The following is a 24,163-nucleotide window of genomic DNA, read 5'->3' on the forward strand; positions in this document are numbered from 1 at the left end:
AAGGCGAAACCTCCGCTCTGCGGAGGTTTCTTTTATCTAAAGAGACAGAATCAGGCCATTAAAACCCTATCCCCCATGGCTTCTCGCCAGCCTCCCAGCCAGTATGACCTCTGATTCAGCGTCTGATAGGGACACATTTCTTTTGAGCGTCCGGCAATGCCGGCCTGATAACCACGTTGATGTGCCCGTTCCAGGCGATCTCGTTTTTGTCTCTTCATGCCTCGTTTCCCTCATCTTTAGGTCTGGTGGAAAAGAAAACAGTGATTACTAAGTGTGCAATCACACTAAACGAATACCCCTAAACATCAGACCCGTCAATGCGCAAAATTCACGCCAGTGTCATATTTGTGAGCTACCCGAAAAATCATTTGTACAAAAATAGTCAGTCAGAACAGCTATCTCCACGGCTAAAAAAATAAAAAAAACCGCCCCGGGCAATGAACCAGAGGCGGCATAATTTACAATTATTTAAGCTTAAGGCAGGCGTTTCAGCTCCTGAGCAATAGCCGTCGCTTCCTGGCTCCAGGCACTGGCCAGCACCTTCACCATTTCATCGTAACCATCCTGAGTCTGCACCGCTTCGATGTGGAACGGACGTTTAATTAACTGACCCTGATGATTCAGCAACCACTCCCCACTTACAATTACCTTCCCATCATAGCGCCCCTGGAAGCCTGTCACGGTGACGTTAAGAGTGTCCTGTACGCTTCCCAATGGTTGAGAAGCAACAACCCATCCCGGTAATTGGGTGCTGAGATTCGCCACTAGCGTGTTACGCAGTTGCTGGTCTAATGGACTGGCCCAGAGATTATTATTGGCGATCACGTATTTTACATCGCTGGTCTGGTATACCACGCCATTACCCGCCAGGTAGTCAGGTACCGAAATCTGCTCAACCCACAACAGACGATTCCCCTGGTTAGTTGTGCTCTGTACCCCACCCTGTGCAATAGGAAGCTGGTAATAGCTTTTATTTTCTCCGCTGGAGCTACATGACGTCAGCCAGACCGCCATCATCACCATTAGCCACTTTTTCATTGTTTCGCCCTCTTCGGCTCTGGATCTTTTTTATCCTTCGCTTCAAACACCAGCGCGTTGCTCTTATCGTTCAGCGTTTTCAGTACCGGCTGCAGCTCACGCAGAACCTGATCAAGACGTTGCATATCTGCCACCATCTTGTTGTAGGCAGAGGAGCCCGGCTGGAAGCCCTGCATACTCCGATTCAGTTCGCGCAATGTGTTCTGCATATCCCCCGGAAGCTGCTGCATTGACTGGCTGGAAGTAATCTTATTCATGTTATCCAGCGTAGTTTGCAGATGTTTCATCGTGCGCTGACTTTCCGACAGAGTCGTAGTCGCCTGCTCAATCATTGGGTTCAACGGCAGATTATTAATCTTATCCAACGCCTCCATCAGACGCTGCTGGATTTGCGCCAGCCCTCCACTCACGGTCGGAATGATTTGGTAGCCGTCAAACTCACGAATGCCTTTTAACGGTGGATCTTTAGGATAGAAGTCCAGATCCACATACAGTGCCCCTGTTACCAGGTTCCCGGTCTTCAGAGAAGCTCTTAACCCACGGTTCAGCAGATCCGTCAGATGCGCCCCCACGTCGGTGCTCTCGCCAAGCTGCGCTTTCAGACGTTCCGGTTCAATACGAATCAACACCGGGATACGGTAATCGTCATTGAATGCCTGGCGTAGACCTGGCGCAAAGAAAGGCACTTTGCCGACGGTTCCTAAACGGATCCCACGGAATTCTACCGGCGCGCCCGGCTGTAAACCGCGAATAGAATCCTTAAAGAACATCAGATAATCGATATGGTCGGTATACAGAGAATCCTGAATACTCTTTTGATCGTCGTACAAATTAAACGCGGTTTTTTCCGCGACGGGTTGCCCCTGGTCCAGCCCCTCTGGGACGTCGAAACTCACGCCGCCACCAAACAGCGTCGTCAGGGATCCCATTTCTACACGCATTCCCGCAGACGTCAGATCGACCGCGATCCCGCTGTCTTTCCAGAAGCGCACATTGCTGGTGACCAGGCGATCGTTAGGCGCATTGATGAAAAGTTGATAACTAATGCTTCGCTTTTGCGGATCAAAGGTACTGGTCTCAACAGAACCTACGCGGTATCCACGGAATAACACTGGATCGCCCGGACTAAGCTGTCCGGCTTTTTTGCTGTCAAGCACCACACGGATCCCCTTGGCATCCGGCGGCGCCAGCGGCGGCGAGTCCAGCAACTGGTAATTTTCCAGTTTGCTGCCTTTATTGCCGGGCTGCAGTTCAATATATACCCCAGACAACAACGTACCCAGACCGCTGATACCTTCACGCCCTATCTGCGGCTTCACCACCCAAAAGACAGAATCTTTATGCAGCAGCTTTTCCATACCGGAATTAAGACGGGCTTTAATCTGCACATGGGTCAAATCATCTGTCAGGGTCGCGCTTTCAACGACGCCGACATCTACGCTGCGGCTCTTAATTGTCGTTTTCCCCCCCTCAATGCCTTCGGCATTGGTGGTGATCAGCGTAACTTCTGGTCCCTGATGGCTGTAATGATAAAACAGCACCCATGCACCAATGAGCGCAGTGACGATTGGGAATATCCATACCGGAGACCAGTTTTTTACCTTCTGCACTTTGGCTTCCCCACTTTTAGATTCCATGCTGTCAGGACTCCTCATGATCTGGTTCTGGTTCACGGTCCCACGACAGACGCGGATCAAATGTCATCGCAGAAAACATTGTCATAATGACGACTAAAGCAAACATCAAAGCACCCATTGCAGGATAAATGTTCATTAACCCCCCCATGCGCACCAGCGCAGAGAGTACGGCAATTACAAAAACGTCGATCATTGACCAGCGACCAACAAATTCTACAACCTCATAAATAAAATGCATCCGTTCACTGTCGCGTTTGCCGTGCCCCTTAGCATCCCAACACAACCAGGCAATCGCGATCATTTTTAAGGTCGGCACCATAATACTGGCAATAAAGATAACCGCTGCCACCGGGTAAGAACCTTCACTCCAGATTAAAACTACCCCCTCAAGGATCGTCGATGGCAATTTTGACCCGAGCAGGTCGGTGATCATAATCGGCAGAATATTGGCAGGAAGATAAAGCATGATAGACGTAAACAGTAATGCCAACGTCCATTGCAGACTGTTTTTACGCCGCGCATAACCTTTGGTCTGACATCGCGGACATACTAATTCGTCAGCGGGAAGAATAGCAGTGCAGCAAGAGCAAGAGCGCAAACCCTGCCGGATTCCAGGCACACCAGGCTTTAATTCCTGTTCGATAGCTGGCATAGGAGCAATATCATCCCACAGCCAACGGCGGTCCACACACTGGAACGCCCGCAACTGGAGTACACAAAACAAACACCACGGGATGAAGCTGCTACCTACGCCGATATCGCCATAGGCCATCAGCTTAACAAAGCTCACCAGCACGCCCGCGAGGAAGATTTCTGCCATTCCCCAGCTTTTTAACTGAAACAAAATACGCGCCAGCCATGCTTTAAGCCGATCAGGCATCTGAGCGCGGTTTACCAGTAGCAGGATCGTCAGCAGACAAAAGGCCGGAACCAGCTGTACGAATAAGATAAAGAAGGTACCGAGACTGGCGTAATCTTCAGAAAAGAGCACGCTCGGAATTTGCAGCAGTGTCACTTCACTACTCACCCCTGCGACGTTCATATTCACAAAGGGAAAGAGGTTTGACAGCAGCAGCATAAATAGTGCGGCTAAAACATAGGCAGTGGGACGCTGCCGGGGGGCGTCCCACTCAACGGTTAACGTAGTGCCACATCGTGGACATGCCGCTTTCTGACCATGCTCCAGGCGAGGTAACGCCACCAGCATGTCACACTGCGAGCACAAAATATGCTTCGCGGCATGGTGATGTTCGCACATATGTGCTCCTTTAATTATGCGCCATTCTTCAAAGACTCAAGATACTCCCAGCGCTCAAAGGCTTGCTCAAGTTCTTGTTCCGCTTCGTTCAGATTAGCCAATACCTGCTGCGTTTGCTCGTGCGGCTGACTGAAAAACGTGGCGTCAGCAACCTGAGCCTGTAAGGCTTCCAGCTTAGCTTCCAGTTCTTCAAGCAGCGCGGGGAGTTGCTCCAGTTCGCGCTGCAGTTTATAGCTTAGTTTGCTGGTGCTGCGTTTGACAATTTCTGCTTTAGGAGCAGCAGGTTCCTCTGTTTTTTTCGCAACTGGCTGCTTAAACGCCACATACTGCGATTGTTGACTGCGCGCATCATGATAACCGCCGACATAACGGCCAATTTTACCGCCGCCTTCGAAGATCCAGCATTCGGTCACGGTATTATCGACAAACTGACGGTCGTGGCTCACCAGCAGCACGGTGCCCTGATAGCTATCAATCAATTCTTCAAGCAGTTCCAGCGTTTCGACGTCCAGATCGTTCGTGGGTTCATCGAGAATTAACAAATTGCTGGGTTTCAGGAACAAACGCGCCAACAGCAGGCGATTGCGTTCCCCGCCAGAGAGCGCGCGTACTGGCGTCATCGCGCGTTTCGGATGGAACATGAAATCCTGAAGGTAGCCCAGCACGTGGCGGGGTTTGCCGTTAACCATCACCTCTTGCTTACCTTCAGCAAGGTTGTCCATCACGGTTTTATCCGGATCCAGTTCGGCGCGATGCTGATCGAAATATGCCACTTCCAGCTTAGTTCCAACATGAATGCGTCCACTGTCAGCCTGAAGCTGACCTAACATCAGCTTCAACAGCGTAGTTTTGCCGCAGCCGTTAGGTCCGATTAGCGCGATCTTGTCGCTACGCTGCACCTGCGCGGAGAAATCTTTCACCAGTTGCTTTCCGTCAACCTGGTAATCAACATTCTCCATCTCAAAGACAATCTTGCCAGAACGGCTTGCCTCTTCGACCTGCATCTTCGCTGTGCCCATCACTTCGCGACGTTCACCACGCTCGCGACGCATGGCTTTCAGCGCACGCACGCGACCTTCGTTACGCGTACGACGCGCTTTGATACCCTGACGGATCCAGACTTCTTCCTGTGCCAACTTGCGATCAAATTCCGCGTTTTGTAACTCTTCTACGCGTAATGCTTCTTCTTTATCCAGCAGATACTGATCGTAGTTACCCGGATAGGTAACCAGCTTGCCGCGGTCAAGATCGACAATGCGCGTCGCCATATTGCGGATAAACGAACGGTCGTGGGAAATAAAAATGATTGTCCCATTGAAGGTTTTCAGGAACCCTTCCAGCCAGTCAATGGTTTCAATATCCAGGTGGTTCGTCGGTTCATCCAGCAGCAATACGCGCGGGTTACTCACTAACGCGCGGCCCAGCGCCGCCTTACGTAGCCAGCCGCCGGAAAGCGATGCCAGCTCCATGTCTGCTTCAAGGCCAAGCTGTTCCAGTACTTCATTAATACGGTTTTCCAGCTGCCACAGATTGTGGTGATCCAGCTGTTCCTGAACCTTCGCCAGTTCCTGAAGGTTTTTATCACTCGGATCGGCGATCACCAAATGCGAGATATCGTGATAACGCTTGAGGTAAACTGCCTGTTCTGCAATTCCTTCAGCGACGAAATCGTAGACGCTACCCTGCACGTTGCGCGGCGGATCCTGCTGCAGACGCGCCACAACCAGATCCTGCTCATAAATAATACGCCCATCGTCAAGACCCTGTTCACGATTCAGGATCTTCATTAGCGTCGATTTGCCTGCGCCATTACGGCCAACCAGACAGACGCGCTCGTTATCTTCGATATGCAGTTCAGCATTATCGAGAAGCGGCGCATCGCTGAACGACAGCCATGCACCATGCATACTGATTAATGACATTTAATTTTCCTTTCAGGCTGCGGTAATCAGCCAGCAGTTGTGGATCTGACGGTTACGGGCAAAATCCTGGGAAAGCGTTTTTTGAGTAATTTCTTGTGCTTTCAATCCCAGTGCTGCCAGACCGTCGAGATCCATACGGAATCCACGTTTGTTGTTGGAGAACATGATTGTGCCGTCTTTACGCAGCAGGCGTTTTAGATCTTTCATCAACGCCAGATGATCGCGCTGTACGTCAAACGAGTCTTCCATACGTTTTGAGTTAGAGAACGTCGGCGGATCGATGAAAATCAGATCAAACTGTTCATTGGCTTCGCGCAGCCAGCCCAGGCAATCGGCCTGAATTAAACGGTGCGCGCGGCCACTCAGGCCATTCAGACGCAGGTTACGCTCCGCCCATTCCAGGTAGGTGCGCGACATATCAACCGTCGTGGTGCTACGCGCACCGCCCAATCCTGCATGTACGCTGGCGCTGCCGGTGTAGGAGAACAGGTTAAGGAAATCCTTACCTTTACTCATCTGACCGAGCATGCGGCGTGCAATACGATGATCGAGGAACAAACCGGTATCAAGATAGTCTGTCAGGTTGACCCACAGGCGCGCGTTGTACTCGCTTACCTCAATGAATTCACCCTTCTCATTCATCTTCTGATACTGATTCTTCCCTTTCTGCCGTTCACGGGTTTTCAGCACCAGTTTATTCGGCGCGATTTCCAGTACCGACAGCGTTGCGGCGATAATGTCGAACAGGCGTTGACGTGCTTTTTGTGCATCAACTGTCTTCGGCGGAGCATATTCCTGAACCACAACCCAGTCGCCGTAACGGTCAACTGCAACATTGTATTCCGGCAGGTCAGCGTCATACAGGCGATAGCATTCAATGCCTTCCTGGCGCGCCCATTTTTCCAGCTTCTTGATGTTCTTGCGCAGGCGGTTGGCATAATCTTCCGCGACCGTGGCTGGCTTGCTGTCCGCGGTGGTCTCTGCAACGTGATAGTTCTTCTGTACACAATCCAGCGGGCCGTTTTTCGCTTTGAACTGCTTGTCGGCACGTAATTGCAGGCTGCTGAGCAGATCCGGCGAGGCGCTAAACAACGACAAATTCCAGCCGCCAAACTGGTTTTTCATCGTCCGCCCCAGCAGGCTGTGCAGGGCTATCAGCGCCGGTTCGCTATCCAGACGTTCGCCGTATGGTGGGTTACTGATAACCGTACCATACGGTCCTTTCGGCAGCGGATTGCTCAGTTTGGCAACATCTTTAACGTCAAACGTCATCAGGTCGGCAATACCCGCGCGGCGGGCGTTACTGCGCGCTTTTTCAATTACCCGCGCATCGCTGTCGGAACCATAGAAATGCGAGGAGTAGTCAGCCAGCCCTTTACGCGCACGCACCTGTGCTTCGGCTTTGACTTCTTGCCAGACGACTTCATCGTGCTGCGCCCAACCGCTAAAACCCCAGTACCCGCGGTGCAGGCCCGGCGCACGATCGGTTGCCCACATCGCAGCTTCAATCAGCAGCGTGCCGGAGCCGCACATCGGATCGAGCAACGGTGTACCTGGCTGCCAGCCAGAACGCATAACGATGGCCGCAGCCAGCGTCTCTTTGATCGGCGCCTGGCCAGCGCGATCGCGATAACCACGCTGATGCAAACCGTCACCGCTAAGATCGAGCGCAATGCTGGCGGTATCTTTGTTCAACCAGACGTTGATGCGCAGATCCGGAGATTCACGATCCACATTTGGACGCGGCAGATTTTTACGGGTGAAGGCATCGACAATCGCATCCTTGACCTTCAGCGCGCCGTACTGACTGTTACGAATGGTCTCGTTCAGGCCACTAAAATGGACGGCAAACGTCGCACCGGGATTAAATATCTCTGTCCAGTCGATTGCCTGAACACCGAGGTACAGATCAAGATCGCTGTAGACCTTGCACTCTCCCATCGGCAGGATAATGCGCGAGGCCAGGCGGCTCCACATCAGGCTCTGGTAAACAAGCCGCGTGTCGCCCTTAAAATGGACCCCACCCTGAACGACCTGGCACTCCAGCGCGCCGAGGTTTTCCAGTTCAGTTTTTAACAGCTCTTCCAGCCCGCGGGCCGTACTGGCAAACAGAGAATTCATAATGTCACTTTTACTCCAATAAAATTGCTGCGCATTATAGCTAATATGGGCTGTATGTCATAAAGTTGAAGGCTTATTTTCGCTCGAGGGGCTGTACAGTGGTAACGTTGACCCGACTTTTTATTCATCCGGTTAAATCTATGCGTGGAATTGGGCTCACGCACGCCCTGGCAGACGTCAGCGGCCTCGCCTTTGACCGTATATTTATGATTACCGAAGCCGACGGAACGTTCATTACTGCCCGACAGTTCCCGCAAATGGTCCGCTTTACCCCTTCCCCTTTCCACGATGGACTGCATCTTACGGCGCCAGACGGCAGCAGCGCGCTGGTGCGATTTGCCGATTTCGCCACCCAGGATGCGCCGACAGAAGTGTGGGGAAACCATTTTACCGCGCGTATCGCGCCATCCGCTATCAACCAATGGCTGAGCAGCTTTTTCTCCCGTGACGTGCAGCTGCGCTGGGTTGGCCCACAATTGACGCGTCGGGTGAAGCGCCACGATGATGTTCCTTTATCCTTCGCCGACGGTTATCCCTACCTGCTGACCAATGAAGCGTCGCTGCGCGATCTGCAGCAACGCTGCCCGGCAAGCGTGAAAATGGAACAGTTTCGCCCTAATCTGGTGATTTCAGGGGCTGGCGCCTGGGAAGAAGATACCTGGAAAGTGATTCGCATTGGCGACGTCATTTTTGATGTGGCAAAACCTTGTAGCCGATGCATATTCACCACCGTCAGCCCAGAGAAAGGCCAGAAACATCCATCTGGCGAGCCGCTCGCCACGCTGCAAACTTTCCGCACGGCCGTGGATAACGGCGATGTTGATTTCGGCCAGAATCTCATCGCGCGCAACAGCGGCGTGATTCGCGTTGGCGATGACGTCGAAATTTTGGCAACCGGCCCCGCCAGAGCATACGGCGCGGCGGAGTCAGATGATACCGCACAGGAACAACAGCCTGATGCCACGGTACTGATTGACTGGCAGGGGCAGACCTTCCCAGGCAATAATCAACAGGTATTGCTTGAACAGTTGGAAAATCAGGGTATCCGGATTCCCTATTCATGTCGGGCAGGGATTTGCGGATGTTGTCGAATTCGACTGGTAGAAGGCGAAGTTAACCCGCTGAAAAAATCAGCGATAGGAGATGACGGGACAATTCTGTGCTGCAGTTGTGTTCCGAAAACGACAATCAGGCTGGAGAGTTAAACCGCCTGCTCAAGGCTGAAACTGTCAACAACGACCTGCGGTTTCAGTCTGTCATTCATTATTTTAATCGCGTCACCAAGCTGCATGGTTCTTCCAGCAATAACCACGCCAGGTTGTGCAAGCAGACAAAGCGCGGCGTTTTCACCCGGCTCGACCACTAACAGGTTTACCTGTTCATCGGTATCGCTTAAATCCACACAGGCGGCATCACCCACGGTTGGCGACCAGTTAATACCGTGCGCGACAAAGTGCCAGCTTTTTGGCATTTGTGGTTTAAGATAACGAATCGCCACCAGTGCATTGAGCACCAGTTCCGCTTTTTGTTCTTTGGCTAAATCCAGATAGCGACATTTTTCTTCAAAGGAAAAATAAAGCGCGGCGTCATCAACACAAAAACCCGACGGTGAAAATGCATCGGGAGTGAGCATTTTACGAGCAAAACGCGAACGGAATAACATGCCATTGGCTAAATCGAGCATCATACGATCGTGCTCTTCATCATAATACCAGCGCCAGTTATCGTCGGGTTTAATTCGCATCAGTTTCTCTCCTTTCCTTAATCATCGCCATTACGACAGTATCCTTTTGCCGCTTCGCTTATTGCCTTAATAATAAAAGCTCAGAATGTTTAAATAAGCAACAGTAAAGGAATATAAAACAACCAGGGCCAGAAATAAAGCCCTGGATTGTGATTAAGGTAGCATTCAGATATTGGTGACGATTTCTTTTATCAGCGGCGGACCTTTAAAAATAAAGCCCGAATAAATCTGCACCAGTGAAGCACCGGCAGCTATTTTCTCACGTGCGGCGATGACCGAGTCGATACCACCAACTCCGATAATCGGCAGTTGACCTTTTAATTCCTGAGACAACTGGCGAATAATTTCTGTACTTTTTAATTGCAATGGTCGCCCGCTAAGACCACCCATTTGATCGCAATTTTTCATTCCCTGAACGAGAGAGCGATCGAGCGTGGTGTTAGTCGCAATTACGCCATCAATATTATGCCGAACTAAACTGTCAGCAACCTGGATCAGTTCTTCCACAGAAAGATCCGGCGCGATCTTTACCGCCACTGGAACATATTTATGGTGGATCGCTTGCAGATCATTTTGCTTATTTTTAATTGCCGTCAGGAGATCGTCCAGCGCCTCACCGTATTGCAGCGTACGTAATCCCGGTGTATTCGGTGAAGAGATATTAATCGCGATATAACCCGCATAAGCATAGACTTTTTCCATACAAATCAGATAGTCATCTTTGCCATTCTCTACCGGGGTATCTTTATTCTTGCCAATATTAATCCCCAGAATACCGTCAAAATGCGATTTTTTAACGTTCTCAACCAGGTTATCAACACCCAGGTTATTAAACCCCATGCGGTTGATCAAACCTTCTGCATCAACCAGACGGAACAGACGCGGTTTATCGTTACCCGGCTGAGGACGCGGCGTTACGGTGCCAATCTCAATGGAACCGAATCCCATCGCGCCGAGCGCATCAATACACTCCCCGTCTTTATCCAGTCCGGCAGCAAGCCCGAGCGGATTTTTAAACGTCAGCCCCATACAGGTAACCGGTTTTGCAGGTACCTTCTGGCGGACAAGCGCTTCAAGCGGCGTGCCGGTAATGCGACGTAATTGCTGGAATGTCAATTCATGAGCGCGCTCTGGATCGAGCTGAAAAAGGGCTTTACGAACGAAGGGGTAGTACATGAACTCTCCTGGATTCCCGGTGTGCAAACCGGGGGCGTATTATGTGCGATCGTGAGCAAAAAGGGAATTGACCTGCGGCAATAAATAGCAATCGTTTTCCTGTCTCACTCATTTTATCCATTTTTCAACTTTTCTATCCCGCATAAATCATTTCGATAAACATATCCTCTCTGCCAGACTGCAATAATTGTTATCAATGTTAAACAAAGGCAAACAATTAGTTATAAGTGGAGATTAAAATTATGCGCGTCATTACTCTGGCGGGAAGCCCACGCTTTCCCTCTCGCTCCAGCGCGTTACTGGAATATGCCCGAGAAAAACTCAATGGTCAGGATGTCGAAGTCTTTCACTGGAACCTGCACAACTTTGCCCCGGAAGACCTCATCTATGCCCGTTTTGATAGTCCGACGCTGAAGACATTTAGCGAACAATTGCAGGATGCTGACGGGCTGATTGTCGCCACGCCGATCTACAAAGCCGCTTACTCTGGCGTATTGAAAACGCTGCTCGATCTGCTTCCCGAGCGGGCGCTGGAAGGAAAAGTGGTGTTGCCGCTGGCGACCGGCGGCAGCGTGGCGCATTTACTGGCCGTCGATTACGCGCTGAAACCGGTACTAAGTACGTTAAAAGCCCAGGAGATCCTGCACGGCGTATTTGCCGATGATTCACAGGTCATCGATTATCAGCATAAACCGCAGTTTACGCCCAACCTGCAGCAGCGCCTGGACAGTGCACTCGCCACCTTCTGGCTGGCATTGCATCGTCGCGATATCCAACTCCCCCAACTGAACACACTGCGGGGTACTGCCCATGCTTAATTTGCTCAAGCGCCACAGATCATGGCTCGCACTGGCCGGGTTGCTGTCACTGTCAACGCTGGCGTATGCCGCAGAGTCTGCGCCCGATGCCCTGCGTATCGGCTATCAGAAAGGAAGCGTCAGTATGGTGCTGGCAAAAAGCCATCAATTGTTGGAAAAGCGCTATCCACAGACCAAAATCTCGTGGGTTGAGTTCCCGGCAGGGCCGCAAATGCTGGAAGCCTTGAATATCGGCAGTATCGATCTCGGCAGTACGGGTGACATTCCACCAATATTCGCCCAGGCTGCCGGAGCCGATCTGGTGTACGTGGGCGTTGAGCCCCCCAAACCGAAAGCTGAAGTGATTCTGGTGCCAAAAGATAGCCCGATTCAGAACGTCGCGCAGCTTAAAGGACATAAAGTCGCATTCCAGAAAGGGTCAAGCGCCCACAATTTACTGCTCCGAGCGCTGCAACAGGCCGGGCTGAAATTTACCGATATTCAACCGACTTATCTGACCCCCGCCGATGCGCGAGCGGCCTTCCAGCAAGGAAACGTTGAGGCATGGGCTATCTGGGATCCCTACTATTCCGCCGCGTTACTGCAAGGTGATGTGCGCGTGCTCAAAGACGGCTCAGATCTGAAGCAGACCGGTTCGTTTTATCTCGCCGCTCGTCCTTATGCCGAGAAAAATGGCGCTTTTGTTCTTGGCGTACTGAATACCTTTAGCCAGGCCGATGCGTTAACCCTCAGCCAGCGCCAGCAAAGCATCACCCTGCTGGCTAAAACCATGGGTCTGCCCGAACCGGTGATTGCGTCCTATCTGGATCACCGCCCGCCAACCACCATTACCCTCATCAGCGACTCTGTTGCCGCATTGCAGCAACAAACCGCCGATCTGTTTTATGACAACCGTCTGGTGCCGAAAAAAATCGATATTCGCCAGCGTATCTGGCAACCCACTCAGCAGGCAGGAGAAAAATTATGAGTCTGAACATGTTCTGGTTTTTACCCACCCACGGTGACGGTCATTATCTTGGAACGGAAGAGGGTTCGCGCCCGGTCGATCATGGTTATCTGCAACAAATTGCGCAAACGGCCGATCGTCTGGGATTTACCGGTGTGCTGATCCCCACCGGACGCTCCTGCGAAGATGCCTGGCTGGTCGCCTCCTCGATGATTCCGGTTACTCAGCGATTAAAATTTCTGGTCGCGCTGCGTCCAAGCGTCACCTCACCGACGGTTGCCGCGCGTCAGGCAGCAACGCTCGACAGGCTTTCTAATGGTCGGGCGCTATTTAACCTGGTGACCGGTAGCGATCCGCAGGAGTTGGCTGGCGACGGCGTGTTCCTCGATCACACCGAGCGCTATGAAGCCTCTGGTGAATTTACTCAGGTCTGGCGACGCTTACTGCAAGGTGAAACCGTGGATTTCAACGGCAAACATATTCATGTCCGCGGGGCAAAACTGTTCTTCCCGCCGATCCAGCAGCCGCATCCTCCACTCTATTTCGGCGGCTCGTCTGATGTCGCACAAGATCTGGCTGCCGAGCAGGTTGATCTCTACCTGACCTGGGGCGAACCGCCTGAACAGGTGAAACAGAAGATTGAACAAGTACGGGCCAAAGCGGCGGCGCTCGGGCGCAAGATCCGCTTTGGTATTCGTCTGCATGTGATCGTACGAGAGACAACACAAGAGGCGTGGCAGGCTGCGGATCGTCTGATAGGCCATCTGGATGACGACACCATCGCCAAAGCCCAGGCCGCCTTCTCAAAAACGGATTCGGTTGGTCAGCAGCGAATGGCTGCGCTGCACAACGGTAAACGCGACAAACTGGAAATTAGCCCGAACCTGTGGGCAGGAGTAGGACTGGTGCGCGGTGGCGCAGGGACCGCCCTGGTTGGAGATGGCCCTACGGTCGCAGCGCGTATTAACGAGTATGCCGCGCTGGGAATCGACAGTTTTGTGCTGTCCGGGTATCCGCATCTGGAAGAGGCGTACAAGGTCGGTGAGCTGCTGTTCCCACATCTGGATGTCGCGATACCAGAAATTCCGCAACCACAGCGCCTGCAACAGCAAGGCGAAGCGGTTGCGAATGAATTCATCCCGCGCAAAGTCGCACAAAGCTAAGGAGCGGCTAATGGCAACGCCGAAAAACAGATGGTTATTGCGCCTCGCGCCCTGGTTTTTACCGCTCGGTCTGGTGGCACTCTGGCAGCTCGCATCATCAATGGGCTGGCTGTCCACCCGCATACTGCCCTCACCGGAGGGCGTGATCGAAGCTTTCTGGACGCTTTCAGCCAGCGGCGAACTTTGGCAGCATCTGGCGATCAGCGCCTGGCGGGCGCTGATCGGATTCTCCATCGGTGGATCAATTGGCCTGACGCTGGGGCTGATAAGCGGCCTTTCGCGTTGGGGAGAACGCCTGCTGGACACGTCGGTGCAGATGCTGCGTAACGTCCCGCATCTGGCGCTGATCCCACTGGTCATTTTATGGTTCGGTATTGATGAGTCCGCCAAGATCTTTCTCGTCGCGCTGGGCACGCTGTTCCCGATTTACATCAACACCTGGCATGGGATCCGTAACATCGATCGCGGGCTGGTAGAGATGGCGCGCAGCTATGGGTTATCCGGCTTTTCACTGTTTATTCATGTGATCCTCCCCGGTGCCCTGCCCTCGATTATGGTCGGCGTACGTTTTGCTCTCGGGTTGATGTGGCTGACGCTCATTGTTGCGGAAACTATTTCGGCTGATGCCGGTATTGGCTACCTGGCAATGAATGCTCGTGAATTTCTGCAAACCGATGTAGTCGTGGTAGCCATTATTCTCTACGCCCTGCTCGGCAAACTTGCCGATGTCAGCGCGCAATTACTGGAACGTATCTGGCTACGCTGGAACCCGGCTTACCATTTAAAGGAAACTAATGTATGAACACCGCTCGCCTGAACCAGGGCACACCGCTTTTGCTGAGCGCCGTGACGAAACAATACGCCGCCAATACGGTGCTCAATCAGTTAGATTTGCATATTCCAGCCGGACAGTTCGTTGCCGTGGTCGGTCGCAGCGGCGGAGGTAAAAGCACGTTACTGCGCCTGCTGGCTGGGTTGGAGTCGCCCACCTCAGGCGCATTACTCGCCGGAACCACACCGCTGGCAGAGATTCAGGATGATACACGAATGATGTTTCAGGATGCGCGTCTGCTACCATGGAAGACGGTTACCGATAACGTCGGTCTGGGTCTGAAAGGTCACTGGCACAATGCAGCGCGAGATGCGCTGGCCGCAGTTGGACTGGAGAGTCGTGCCCAGGAATGGCCTGCGGCCCTTTCTGGTGGACAAAAACAGCGCGTGGCCCTGGCGCGGGCTTTAATTCACCGCCCCGGTCTGCTGCTGTTGGATGAACCCCTCGGCGCGCTGGATGCGTTAACCCGCCTTGAGATGCAGGATCTGATTGTCTCTTTATGGCAGGAACACGGCTTTACCGTATTGTTAGTCACCCATGATGTCAGCGAAGCAGTAGCAATGGCCGATCGCGTATTGCTCATTGAAGACGGAAAAATCGGACTGGATTTAACGGTGGATATTGCGCGACCACGCCGGATTGGTTCAGTGCGTCTGGCAGAACTGGAAGCTGAGGTGTTGAACCGGGTGATGCAACGTGGCGAAAATGAAGTTCAGCTACGCAGGCATGGTTAAAAATGCCGGATGGCGCTACCGCTTATCCGGCCTACACGTGAATGGTAGGCCGGCCCCATCCGGCAATATTATCAGGCTAATGCTTTAGCTATCTTCTCGAACAGATCGCCGGAGAGATTCTCCAGGCCTTTCAACTGTTCCAGCGCCGCACGCATCTTCGCCTGACGTTTTGCATCATAACGTTTTAAACGAATCAGCGGCTCAATCAGACGTGACGCTACCTGCGGGTTACGGCTATTGAGCTCAGTCAGCATGTCGACCAGGAACTGATAGCCGCTGCCATCTTCCGCATGAAATGCCGCCGGATTGCTACCTGCAAAGGCACCGATCAGCGAACGGATGCGATTCGGGTTGCTCATGCTAAAGGAGCGATGCTTCAACAGGCCGCGTACCGTTTCCAGTACATTATCCGCCGGGCTGGTAGATTGCAGGATAAACCATTTATCCATCACCAGACCGTCATGGTGCCACTTATCGTCATACTCCTGCATCAGCGCGTCACGGCAAGGAAGTTGCGCCGCTACTGCCGCAGACAACGCCGCCAGCGCATCGGTCATATTGTTCGCTTCACGGTACTGCTTGCTGACCAGCGTGTCAGCCAGATGGGTTTCGCCAAAGGCCAGGAATCGCAGGCAGGCGTTGCGCAGCGTACGCTTGCCAATATCGGCATGCTCTACGCGGTACTCATCAAGATGATTAGCGTTATAGATGGCGAGGAATTCATCCGCCAGCTCTGCCGCCAGCGTGCGGGTTAACGCTTCACGTACTTCTGTTATCGCCACCGGATCGATGATGTCGAACAGTTCGGCGATTTCATTTACCGAAGGCAGCGTCAGGATCTCAGCCGCCAGCGCCGGATCGATTTTCTCATCCAGTAAAATCGCGCGGAATGCATCGGCCACGTGTACCGGCAGTGACAGCGGCTGTCCCTGCTGATGACGGGCAACGTTGAGCTTAATATAGGTCGCCAGCAGGCTTTGCGCCGCATCCCAACGAGAAAAATCGTTACGCGCATGACGCATCAGGAAGGTAAGTTGCTGATCGCTCCATTTATATTCCAGTTTCACCGGCGCGGAGAATTCGCACAGCAGCGCGGGTACCGGCTGGAAGTAGACGTTATCAAAGACAAACGTCTGCTCTGCCTGGGTAACGTTGAGTACTGAATTCACCGAGTGCCCGCCTTTTTGTAACGGGATCACTTTCCCTTCGTTGTCATACAACTCGAGGGCGAAAGGAATATGCAGCGGTTGTTTTTCTGCCTGATCCGGCGTGACCGGCGTGCGCTGGCTGATAGTCAGCGTGTACTCTTCCGTTGATGGGTTATAGTCATCACGCACGGTCAAAATCGGCGTACCGGACTGACTGTACCAGCGGCGGAAATGCGAGAGATCGACGTTGGACGCATCCTCCATCGCCTGCACAAAATCATCACAGGTTGCAGCGCTGCCATCATGACGCTCAAAGTACAGCTGCATCCCTTTCTGGAAGTTAGCCTCACCCAACAGGGTGTGGATCATACGAATGACTTCTGCCCCCTTCTCATACACGGTCAGGGTATAGAAATTGTTCATTTCGATAACCATATCCGGGCGGATAGGATGCGCCATCGGGCTGGCGTCCTCAGCAAACTGCAGACCGCGCATGGTACGCACATTGCTGATACGGTTTACCGCACGTGAGCCAAGATCGGAACTGAATTCCTGATCGCGAAACACGGTTAACCCCTCTTTCAGGCTCAACTGGAACCAGTCGCGACAGGTCACGCGGTTGCCAGTCCAGTTATGGAAATATTCGTGCCCAATGACGCGCTCAATATCGAGGTAGTCTTTGTCAGTAGCGGTATCGGTACGTGCCAGCACGTATTTGGAGTTAAAGATGTTCAGTCCTTTATTCTCCATCGCGCCCATGTTGAAGAAATCCACGGCGACAATCATATAGATGTCGAGGTCATATTCGAGGCCAAAACGCTCTTCATCCCATTTCATGGAGTTTTTCAGCGAGGTCATCGCCCACGGCGCGCGGTCCAGGTTGCCGCGATCGACGTACAGTTCCAGTGCCACTTCACGCCCGGAGCGGGTGGTAAAAGTGTCACGCAGCACGTCGAAATCACCCGCTACCAGCGCAAACAGATAGCACGGTTTAGGGAAGGGATCCTGCCACTGAACCCAATGGCGACCGTTTTCCAGTTCGCCCTGCGCCACGCGGTTGCCGTTGGAAAGCAGGAACGGATATTGGGTTTTATCAGCGATAATTTTGGTAGTAAAGCGCGCCAGCACGTCCGGGCGATCAAGATACCAGGTAATATGGCGGAAACCTTCTGCTTCGCACTGGGTACACAGCGCATCTCCTGACTTGTAAAGCCCTTCCAGCGCGGTATTCGCCGCTGGGCTAATTTCATTCACGATACGCAGCGTAAAACGTTCCGGCAGTTGATTGATGACCAGAGCGCCCTCTTCTTCTTTATATGCTTGCCACGGTTCATCATTCACGTGGATTGACACCAGGGTCAAATCTTCGCCATTCAGGTGCAGGGGCGCGTCGGACGCGCCATGACGGACAGCCTGGCTCACTGCGGTGACCACGGTTTTTTCAGCATCCAGGTCAAAGGTCAAGTCAATATCAGTAATCTGGTAATCCGGAGCACGATAATCGTGGCGGTATTTGGCTTGTGGCTGTTGTGTCATAAAAAAACCTTTAGCATCTTTGGTAGAGTCTCGGCTTCAGTCTATTCCTGTTGCGTAAATCGCGCTACGCAGAATGTTCATCTTTTCAGGCACAAACGCCCTTTTTGCTACATTTTTATAACACGCGGCACGAATTGCCCTCGACCAGAAAGACAGCTTATGGTGTGATCGGGGTTCAATAAATCGCTAAACAGGGTATACTCCAGCGGTTTTCTTAGTTGTTTATTGTACTAAACGCTCCCGTGAGAGGATGCTACTGCGCACCTATGACACAATTCGCTTCTCCTGTTCTGCACTCGCTGCTGGATACAGACGCTTATAAGTTGCATATGCAGCAAGCCGTTTTTCACCACTACTATGATGTACAAGTAGCGGCTGAATTTCGTTGCCGTGGCGATGACCTGCTCGGTATTTATGCCGATTCTATTCGTGAGCAGGTGAATGCTATGCAGCACCTGCGACTGCAGGAGGACGAGTACCAGTGGCTCTCCGGCCTGCCTTTCTTCAAAGCTGATTACCTTACCTGGTTACGTGATTTCCGCTATAACCCGGAACAGGTTTGCGTCACCAATGATAACGGTAAGTTGAACATTCGCTTAACTGGTCCATGGCGCGAAGTGATCATGTGGGAAGTTCCGCTGTTGGCGGTAATAAGCGAGCTGGTACACCATTACCGTTCGCCTGAATCAGGCGTCCCACAGGCACTCGATGAGTTGGAAAGTAAACTAGTAGAATTCTCTGCTTTAACAAAAGATGTCGATATGTCCCGCTTCCATCTGATGGATTTCGGCACGCGTCGTCGTTTTTCACGTGAAGTCCAGCAGGCTATTGTTAAACGCCTGCAGCAAGAGTCCTGGTTTGTCGGTACCAGCAACTACGATCTCGCCCGCCGCCTGTCATTAACACCAATGGGTACGCAGGCGCATGAGTGGTTCCAGGCTCATCAGCAAATCAGCCCCGAGCTTGCCACCAGCCAGCGCGTTGCTCTGGCCGCCTGGTTAAATGAATACCCTGACCAACTCGGCATCGCGCTGACAGATTGCATCACCATGGATGCGTTTCTACGCGACTTTGGCGTCGAGTTTGCGACCCGCTACCAGGGTTTACGCCATGACTCAGGCGATCCGGTGGAATGGGGTGAAAAAGCCATCGCCCATTATGAAAAACTGGGCATTGACCCGCTGAGCAAAACGCTGGTGTTTTCAGATAACCTCGATCTGAAAAAAGCGATTGAGCTCTACCGCCACTTCTCTTCTCGTGTGCAGTTGAGTTTTGGCATTGGGACACGACTAACCTGTGATATTCCCCAGGTTAAGCCGCTCAATATAGTCATCAAGCTGGTGGAATGTAACGGCAAACCAGTGGCGAAGTTATCTGACAGCCCGGGTAAAACCATCTGCCACGATAAAGCGTTTGTTCGTGCGCTGCGCAAAGCCTTCGATCTCCCGCATATTAAAAAAGCCAGTTAAACCTTCCAGGGAGCCATTTGGGCTCCCTAATTCGCATTTATTTCCGAAATCTTTCACTCCAGCTACTAATTCTGCTTGTCTGATTGCAGATGCCAGGTAACATAGGTATCCCCCCATTACGGGTGGACATGTGTTTATATATCCGACTATTAACAGAGAGAATATTATGAGCGTTGTGCCTGTAGCCGACGTACTCCAGGGCCGCGTAGCCGTTGACAGCGAAGTCACCGTGCGCGGATGGGTGCGTACCCGCCGAGATTCAAAAGCTGGCATCTCCTTCCTCGCCGTTTATGACGGTTCCTGCTTTGATCCTGTACAGGCCGTCATCAATAATTCTCTGCCCAATTACAATCAGGACGTACTGCGCCTGACGACAGGTTGTTCAGTTATTGTAACGGGTAAAGTCGTTGCATCCCCTGGGCAAGGACAGAGCTTTGAAATTCAGGCCACTGAGGTTGAAGTCGCGGGCTGGGTTGAAGATCCTGATACCTACCCAATGGCGGCTAAGCGTCATAGCATTGAATATCTGCGTGAAGTGGCGCACATGCGTCCGCGTACCAATATGATTGGTGCGGTAGCGCGCGTACGTCATACGCTGGCGCAAGCGCTGCATCGCTTCTTCCACGAGCAGGGTTTCTTCTGGGTATCGACTCCGCTGATCACCGCTTCCGATACGGAAGGTGCGGGTGAAATGTTCCGTGTTTCTACGCTGGATCTGGAAAACCTGCCGCGTAACGATCAGGGTAAAGTCGATTTCGATAAAGACTTCTTTGGTAAGGAAGCGTTCCTGACCGTTTCCGGTCAGTTAAACGGCGAAACTTACGCCTGCGCCCTGTCCAAAATTTATACCTTTGGTCCGACTTTCCGTGCGGAAAACTCTAACACCAGTCGTCACCTGGCAGAGTTCTGGATGCTGGAACCCGAAGTGGCGTTCGCCGACCTGAACGATGTTGCAGGTCTGGCTGAAGCGATGCTGAAATACGCGTTCAAAGCCGTATTGGCAGAGCGTGCGGATGATATGAAATTCTTCGCTGAACGTGTCGACAAAGATGCGATTTCGCGCCTGGAACGTTTTATTGACGCTGACTTCGCACAAGTGGACTATACCGACGCGGTGAGCATTCTGGAAAAATGCGGCAAAAAGTTCGAAAACCCGGTTTACTGGGGTGTGGATCTCTCTTCCGAGCATGAGCGTTATCTTGCTGAAGAGCACTTTAAAGCGCCGGTCGTAGTTAAAAACTACCCGAAAGATATCAAAGCGTTTTATATGCGCCTTAATGAAGATGGTAAAACCGTTGCGGCAATGGACGTTCTGGCCCCGGGAATCGGTGAAATCATCGGTGGTTCTCAGCGTGAAGAACGTCTGGACGTACTGGATGCCCGCATGCTGGAAATGGGTCTGAATAAAGAAGATTACTGGTGGTATCGCGACCTGCGTCGCTACGGTACCGTTCCGCATTCCGGCTTCGGTTTGGGCTTTGAGCGTTTAATCGCTTACGTTACTGGCGTACAAAACGTCCGTGACGTTATCCCATTCCCGCGTACACCGCGTAACGCCACTTTCTAAACCTGAATGTTTGATTCAAAGGCCAGCACTGCTGGCCTTTTTTGTACCCGTTTCCCCACGATGGGACTCTTCACTTAAAACACAACTTTCCCTTTTCCTGTTACTTATTATTTCACCGCAACACATTCGCACAAAAAAAAATCAGCACTTTTATTGTGGATTAGCATTTTCTGATTAAATAGTACACTTTATGACCACGCGCACAGCATTCCAGACGTCCAAAAATAGCCATCTGGAAAACCGGATCTTTGCGATGCAACACAGCAAAAAATGCCTTATCAAAATTAAACATAAGAAAATCATATAAATAGAATTAAAAGCGGTGAATTTTAGTGCAGAGACATCTGAAGTTTGACGTTGTTCACAAAGTTGCACAAAAACAACATTTTGTTACACATTTTTTCTTCCTGAAACCAAATCTTTATATTTGTAGCACTTTGACGGTAGCGAAACGATAGTTTGAATGGAAAGATGCCTGTCAGACACATAAAGACACCAAACTCTCATCAATAGTTCCGTAAATTTTAATTGACGGAATTTATTGGCGGCAGTGGCAGGTGTCATATAAAAACCAATGAGGGTAATAAATAATGATGAAGCGCAATATTCTGGCAGTGGTTATCCCTGCTCTGCTGGTAGCCGGGGCAGCTAACGCTGCAGAAGTTTACAACAAAGATGGTAACAAGCTGGATATCTACGGTAAAACCGTTGGTCTGCATTATTTTTCTGACAGCGCTGCTGACGATGGCGATCAGACTTATGCTCGTCTTGGTTTCAAAGGGGAAACTCAGATTAACTCCGAGCTGTCCGGTTACGGTCAGTGGGAATACAACTTTGCCGGTAACAACTCTGAAGGCGGTAGTGACGCTCAGAACGGCAACAAAACCCGTCTGGCATTCGCTGGTCTGAAATACGCAGACCTGGGTTCTTTCGACTACGGTCGTAACTACGGTATCGTTTACGATGCTCTGGGTTACACCGATATGCTGCCAGAATTTGGTGGTGATACCGCATACAGCGACAACTTCTTCGTTGGTCGTGTTGGTGGTGTTGCAACCTACCGTAACTCCAACTTCTTCGGTCTGGTTGACGGTCTGAACTTCGGTATCCAGTATTTGGGTAAAAACGAACGTGATGGCAATACCGGTCGCTCTAACGGCACGGCGTTGGCGGTTCTGTAAGCTACGAAATGGATGGTTTCGGTATCGTGGGTGCTTACGGCGCAGCTGACCGCACCAACGCGCAGGAAAACTCTTTCTACGGCAATGGCGGTAAAAAAGCTGAGCAGTGGGCGACCGGCGTGAAATACGATGCTAACAACATCTACCTGGCAGCTAACTACGGTGAAACCCGTAACGCGACCCGCATCTCAGGTGCTGGTAACAGCGGTTTTGCGAACAAAACTGAAGACGTATTCGTCGTTGCTCAGTACCAGTTCGATTTCGGCCTGCGTCCGTCCCTCTCCTACAACAAGTCTAAAGCGAAAGACGTAGAAGGTATCGGTGATGTGGATCTGGTCGATTACTTCGAAGTAGGTGCGACCTACTACTTCAACAAAAACATGTCCACCTATGTTGACTACAAGATTAACCAAATCGATTCTGACAACAAACTGGGCGTGAACTCTGACGACATCGTTGCAGTTGGTATCGTTTACCAGTTCTAATAGCAGACCTCTTTGTTAAATGCCTTAAAAACAGGACTTCGGTCCTGTTTTTTTATATCTGCCAGCGGATTCTTGCGTCTTAAAAAAACACCTCAGCTTTTCGCCAGTAACGGTTGGCATTTTGTAAATCTACCGTTAACCTGATAGCGGACTTCCCTTCTGTAATCACTATGGAACCTCGTCATGTTTGAGAACATTACCGCTGCTCCTGCCGACCCCATTTTGGGTCTGGCTGATTTGTTTCGTGCCGATGATCGCCCTGGAAAAATAAACCTCGGGATCGGTGTATATAAAGATGAGACAGGCAAAACGCCAGTACTGACCAGCGTTAAAAAAGCCGAGCAATATATACTGGAAAATGAAACCACCAAAAATTACCTTGGCATTGACGGTATTCCAGAGTTTGGTCGTTGCACTCAGGAATTACTGTTTGGTAAAACGAGTTCGCTTATCATTGATAAGCGCGCACGTACAGCACAGACTCCTGGCGGCACTGGCGCACTGCGAGTGGCAGCTGATTTCCTCGCAAAAAATACGTCGACTAAACGCGTATGGGTGAGCAATCCAAGCTGGCCGAACCATAAGAGCGTCTTTAACTCTGCCGGTCTGGAAGTTCGTGAATACAACTATTATGATGCAGCGTACCACTCATTAGACTTTGATGCGCTGCTGGCAAGCCTCAGCGAAGCGCAGGCTGGCGATGTAGTACTGTTCCACGGCTGCTGCCATAACCCAACCGGTATCGATCCTACGCTTGAACAGTGGCAAACGTTGGCTCAGCTTTCTGTCGAAAAAGGATGGTTGCCGCTGTTTGACTTCGCATACCAGGGCTTTGCCCGCGGTCTGGAAGAAGATGCCGAAGGTCTGCGCGCGTTCGCCGCGCTGCACAAAGAGCTGATTGTCGCCAGTTCCTACTCCAAGAACTTTGGTCTTTACAATGAGCGCGTAGGCGCCTGTACGCTGGTTGCAGCTGATGCTGAAACCGTCGACCGTGCGTTTAGTCAGATGAAATCCGCCATTCGCGCTAACTATTCCAACCCGCCAGCCCACGGAGCATCCGTAGTTGCCACGATTCTGAGCAACGACGCGTTGCGGGCTATCTGGGAACAGGAACTGACTGATATGCGCCAACGCATTCAGCGCATGCGTTTACTGTTCGTGAATACGCTGCAGGAAAAAGGTGCGAACAGCGACTTCAGCTTTATCATCAAACAGAACGGCATGTTCTCTTTCAGCGGCCTGACAAAAGAACAGGTTCTGCGTCTGCGTGAAGAGTTTGGTGTCTATGCCGTCGCTTCCGGGCGTGTAAACGTCGCAGGAATGACGCCAGATAACATGGCACCGCTGTGCGAAGCGATTGTCGCAGTACTGTAATTTATCGCGCATAA

At 51.6% G+C, this 24,163-nt stretch carries 18 protein-coding genes and 1 pseudogene; 10 read left to right on the forward strand and 9 right to left on the reverse strand.

Annotated elements, in window-relative coordinates:
* Positions 1 to 50 precede the first annotated feature (50 nt).
* The 6 genes from rmf to rlmKL form a co-directional block, all read right to left on the reverse strand.
* Positions 51 to 218 carry a ribosome modulation factor gene (gene rmf / locus OGY15_RS13600; protein WP_003035871.1) on the reverse strand — a complete coding sequence of 56 codons (168 nt, stop codon included), beginning with the start codon at positions 216 to 218 and terminating at the stop codon, positions 51 to 53.
* A 256-nt stretch (positions 219 to 474) separates the two neighbouring features.
* A complete protein-coding gene (gene pqiC, locus OGY15_RS13605; protein WP_151217946.1) occupies positions 475 to 1,038 on the reverse strand; it encodes a membrane integrity-associated transporter subunit PqiC in 564 nt (187 codons plus the stop codon).
* The gene (gene pqiB, locus OGY15_RS13610) at positions 1,035 to 2,675 is read right to left on the reverse strand and encodes an intermembrane transport protein PqiB (RefSeq protein ID WP_286539612.1); all 1,641 of its coding nucleotides are present in this window, start codon (positions 2,673 to 2,675) and stop codon (positions 1,035 to 1,037) included. The genes pqiC and pqiB overlap by 4 nt, the downstream gene beginning before the upstream one ends.
* 4 nt (positions 2,676 to 2,679) lie before the next feature.
* Entirely contained in the window at positions 2,680 to 3,933 is a 1,254-nt protein-coding gene (gene pqiA / locus OGY15_RS13615; protein WP_286539615.1) for a membrane integrity-associated transporter subunit PqiA, read from the reverse strand.
* A gap of 14 nt (positions 3,934 to 3,947) precedes the next feature.
* Positions 3,948 to 5,855, reverse strand: coding sequence for an ABC transporter ATP-binding protein (locus tag OGY15_RS13620; RefSeq protein WP_151217943.1), 1,908 nt, complete (start codon positions 5,853 to 5,855; stop codon positions 3,948 to 3,950).
* Positions 5,856 to 5,867: 12 nt separating this feature from the next.
* Positions 5,868 to 7,976 carry a bifunctional 23S rRNA (guanine(2069)-N(7))-methyltransferase RlmK/23S rRNA (guanine(2445)-N(2))-methyltransferase RlmL gene (gene rlmKL / locus OGY15_RS13625; RefSeq protein ID WP_210904902.1) on the reverse strand — a complete coding sequence of 703 codons (2,109 nt, stop codon included), beginning with the start codon at positions 7,974 to 7,976 and terminating at the stop codon, positions 5,868 to 5,870.
* 98 nt (positions 7,977 to 8,074) lie between these two features.
* Here rlmKL and OGY15_RS13630 point away from each other — a divergent pair, with 98 nt between their 5' ends.
* A complete protein-coding gene (locus OGY15_RS13630) occupies positions 8,075 to 9,181 on the forward strand; it encodes a YcbX family protein (protein WP_286539618.1) in 1,107 nt (368 codons plus the stop codon).
* On the opposite strand, the gene zapC is transcribed toward OGY15_RS13630, so the two are convergent.
* Positions 9,178 to 9,720, reverse strand: coding sequence for a cell division protein ZapC (gene zapC, locus OGY15_RS13635; RefSeq protein WP_151217940.1), 543 nt, complete (start codon positions 9,718 to 9,720; stop codon positions 9,178 to 9,180). The two genes, OGY15_RS13630 and zapC, sit on opposite strands and share 4 nt — an antisense overlap.
* 165 nt (positions 9,721 to 9,885) lie before the next feature.
* The gene (gene pyrD, locus OGY15_RS13640; protein WP_016152472.1) at positions 9,886 to 10,896 is read right to left on the reverse strand and encodes a quinone-dependent dihydroorotate dehydrogenase; all 1,011 of its coding nucleotides are present in this window, start codon (positions 10,894 to 10,896) and stop codon (positions 9,886 to 9,888) included.
* A 242-nt stretch (positions 10,897 to 11,138) separates the two neighbouring features.
* On the opposite strand from pyrD, the gene ssuE reads away from it, so the two are divergent.
* The 5 genes from ssuE to ssuB are packed head-to-tail and all read left to right on the forward strand — an operon-like array spanning position 11,139 to position 15,389.
* Positions 11,139 to 11,714 carry an NADPH-dependent FMN reductase gene (ssuE, locus tag OGY15_RS13645; protein ID WP_286539621.1) on the forward strand — a complete coding sequence of 192 codons (576 nt, stop codon included), beginning with the start codon at positions 11,139 to 11,141 and terminating at the stop codon, positions 11,712 to 11,714.
* On the forward strand, positions 11,707 to 12,681 hold the full coding sequence (locus tag OGY15_RS13650; RefSeq protein ID WP_278238774.1) for a sulfonate ABC transporter substrate-binding protein: 975 nt from the start codon (positions 11,707 to 11,709) through the stop codon (positions 12,679 to 12,681). The genes ssuE and OGY15_RS13650 overlap by 8 nt, the downstream gene beginning before the upstream one ends.
* Positions 12,678 to 13,823, forward strand: a complete 1,146-nt coding sequence (gene ssuD, locus OGY15_RS13655; protein WP_286539625.1) for an FMNH2-dependent alkanesulfonate monooxygenase — start codon at positions 12,678 to 12,680, stop codon at positions 13,821 to 13,823. The genes OGY15_RS13650 and ssuD overlap by 4 nt, the downstream gene beginning before the upstream one ends.
* A 10-nt stretch (positions 13,824 to 13,833) precedes the next feature.
* Positions 13,834 to 14,625: an aliphatic sulfonate ABC transporter permease SsuC gene (gene ssuC / locus OGY15_RS13660; RefSeq protein WP_151217935.1), complete on the forward strand. Its 792-nt coding sequence runs from the start codon at positions 13,834 to 13,836 to the stop codon at positions 14,623 to 14,625.
* A complete protein-coding gene (gene ssuB, locus OGY15_RS13665; protein WP_210904898.1) occupies positions 14,622 to 15,389 on the forward strand; it encodes an aliphatic sulfonates ABC transporter ATP-binding protein in 768 nt (255 codons plus the stop codon). The genes ssuC and ssuB overlap by 4 nt, the downstream gene beginning before the upstream one ends.
* Before the next feature lie 71 nt (positions 15,390 to 15,460).
* Here the strand turns inward: ssuB and pepN are convergent, their stop codons facing one another.
* Positions 15,461 to 18,073: an aminopeptidase N gene (pepN, locus tag OGY15_RS13670; protein WP_210904897.1), complete on the reverse strand. Its 2,613-nt coding sequence runs from the start codon at positions 18,071 to 18,073 to the stop codon at positions 15,461 to 15,463.
* 266 nt (positions 18,074 to 18,339) lie between these two features.
* On the opposite strand from pepN, the gene pncB reads away from it, so the two are divergent.
* The 4 genes and pseudogenes from pncB to aspC all read left to right on the forward strand — a co-directional run bounded on the left by pncB (position 18,340) and on the right by aspC (position 24,149).
* The gene (gene pncB / locus OGY15_RS13675) at positions 18,340 to 19,542 is read left to right on the forward strand and encodes a nicotinate phosphoribosyltransferase (RefSeq protein WP_151217933.1); all 1,203 of its coding nucleotides are present in this window, start codon (positions 18,340 to 18,342) and stop codon (positions 19,540 to 19,542) included.
* 166 nt (positions 19,543 to 19,708) lie between these two features.
* Positions 19,709 to 21,109, forward strand: a complete 1,401-nt coding sequence (gene asnS, locus OGY15_RS13680) for an asparagine--tRNA ligase (protein WP_151217932.1) — start codon at positions 19,709 to 19,711, stop codon at positions 21,107 to 21,109.
* 590 nt (positions 21,110 to 21,699) lie between these two features.
* Positions 21,700 to 22,775, forward strand: a pseudogene (gene ompF / locus OGY15_RS13685) (porin OmpF).
* A 183-nt stretch (positions 22,776 to 22,958) separates the two neighbouring features.
* Positions 22,959 to 24,149 carry an aspartate transaminase gene (aspC, locus tag OGY15_RS13690; protein WP_286539629.1) on the forward strand — a complete coding sequence of 397 codons (1,191 nt, stop codon included), beginning with the start codon at positions 22,959 to 22,961 and terminating at the stop codon, positions 24,147 to 24,149.
* Positions 24,150 to 24,163: the final 14 nt, after the last annotated feature.

The organism is Citrobacter sp. Cu231 (genome assembly GCF_030332265.1).
Lineage (GTDB): Bacteria > Pseudomonadota > Gammaproteobacteria > Enterobacterales > Enterobacteriaceae > Citrobacter > Citrobacter meridianamericanus.